The organism is Zwartia vadi (genome assembly GCF_030410375.1).
GTDB lineage: Bacteria > Pseudomonadota > Gammaproteobacteria > Burkholderiales > Burkholderiaceae_B > Zwartia > Zwartia vadi.
This window is the reverse complement of record NZ_JAUHHE010000038.1, coordinates 1-1,692: the sequence shown is the minus strand read 5'-3', so window position 1 is coordinate 1,692 and position 1,692 is coordinate 1. Positions and strand designations below refer to the sequence as shown.

At 42.1% G+C, this 1,692-nt stretch carries 1 protein-coding gene, 1 tRNA gene, 1 pseudogene and 1 riboswitch; of the genes and pseudogenes, 1 reads left to right on the top strand and 2 read right to left on the bottom strand.

The features are described from left to right. Nucleotides 1–214 precede the first annotated feature (214 nt). Nucleotides 215–289, bottom strand: a tRNA-Val gene (locus QWY27_RS15215). Between the two features lie 403 nt (nt 290–692). Then, nucleotides 693–871, top strand: a riboswitch (yybP-ykoY riboswitch). 4 nt (nt 872–875) lie between these two features. Here QWY27_RS15215 and QWY27_RS15210 point away from each other — a divergent pair. Beyond that, nucleotides 876–1,448 carry a TMEM165/GDT1 family protein gene (locus tag QWY27_RS15210; RefSeq protein ID WP_290199279.1) on the top strand — a complete coding sequence of 191 codons (573 nt, stop codon included), beginning with the start codon at nt 876–878 and terminating at the stop codon, nt 1,446–1,448. A 124-nt stretch (nt 1,449–1,572) separates the two neighbouring features. Here QWY27_RS15210 and QWY27_RS15385 read toward each other — a convergent pair. Next, a pseudogene (locus QWY27_RS15385) lies at nt 1,573–1,692 on the bottom strand (IS30 family transposase); the annotation flags it as partial.

Below are 1,692 nucleotides of genomic sequence, written 5' to 3'. Positions count from 1 at the left end.
TAGGAACTTTGAGAATTACCGGCTCAGGGTCTTGGCCCACTGCGGTTGGAACGGCGTATTTAGCCGTGTTTAATGAGTACTGATATTTAATGAATACTGCTCATCCCCCGATAATGGAGTAGAGCCGCCTTCTGTAGTACAGTTTTGGATATTAAAAAGTGTACTACACAAAAAATTCAAATTTTTTGTAAGCTGTTGAATTTGAATGGAATTTTGGTGGGCGGTACAAGGTTCGAACTTGTGACCCCTGCCGTGTGAAGGCAGTGCTCTACCACTGAGCTAACCGCCCAATCGATAACAAACGCGATCGGTTTGCTTGATTGGAGTGAACGCGAAGTTCAACTTTGTGATTATACACAGACTAGAAGCACTACTCTCATCTCATTGATTTTGTGAAGAAATCAGTTTGAAAACATAAAAAAATTCGCCATATACCAGACACCTTCTTACTGAAGAACTTCGCAGCTACACGATCAACTCCATAAGCCAGCCTTGAGTCGTAAAGCGATATTTTTCGTTAAATTTCTGTACTACTAGTAGTACACGGAGTGTTTTAGGAGAGATTGACAACTCTTTGGTAAAAGCTGGTCCATCAAATAACAAATAATTGATCGCAGCGTCTCGTTACTGGACGGTGGTGGGAGTGTCCTTATGGAAGGAGAGCTTAACCCTTATTGAAAAATTGCTACAATTAACGCGTCACTAGGGAGTAGCCTCTTTACTTTTCAGTAAAGGCTTACATCAACATACTTGAGCTTTGGCTTATGGTGTAAGCGGTTCTTACAGCTTGGCAAGACTTTTGACTACAAACACTTACAGAGGCTGTGGGTGAGTTGTAGTCATTCGTTTTGTTACACAGCCTTAAGGACTTTTAAATGGATTCCCTTCTAATCTCTACTGGTGTTGTCGCGCTCGCGGAAATGGGCGACAAAACACAACTACTGGCATTTATTCTTGCCGCGCGATTCAAAAAGCCAATCCCAATCATCTTAGGTATTCTTGCGGCAACCATTATTAATCATGGTTTGGCTGGCGCTCTGGGTGCGTGGATTACTTCTATGATCAGTGCTGAAATGTTGCGTTGGATTTTGGGCGCTTCATTTATAGGTATGGCTATTTGGACGTTGATACCTGACAAGATCGAAGAAGAGGAAACACAAATCGCTAAACACCTTGGAGTATTTGGCGCAACCTTTATTACCTTCTTCTTAGCTGAGATGGGCGACAAGACTCAATTAGCAACTATCGCATTAGCAGCTCACTATGCGGCACCAGTTGCTGTCGTAGTTGGAACGACATTAGGGATGTTAATTGCTGATGTTCCAGCTGTGTTTGTTGGAAATAAATTTGCCGCAAAGATTCCAATGAAACTGGTTCACTCTATCGCAGCAGGTATCTTTGCCTTGATGGGTGTTTTAACCCTTTTGGGAATAGATAAACTGCTCTAATCTAGAATTACTGTCGGTATTGCTGTGTTTGTTTAACTGTCGTTTAAAACGACAGTTTGACAAGACTATCAGGCTTAAGTAGTTGTATTGTTTGGTTGTATTGTTTGGTTTTATCCTGGTGGTTTCAAGTGCGAAGTGCAACAAGTCGGCGGTAATACTCGTCGCCATTAAATGTATCAGGTAAAAACAGTTCTGCAGGGCATTTAAAGCCGAGGCTTTTTCGAGGTCTAGTATTCAGTGCCCA

What these genes read in the sequence shown, in the direction of transcription:
- QWY27_RS15210 (WP_290199279.1), top strand. Translation starts at nt 876, where the DNA reads ATGGATTCCCTTCTAATCTCTACTGGTGTTGTCGCGCTCGCGGAAATG.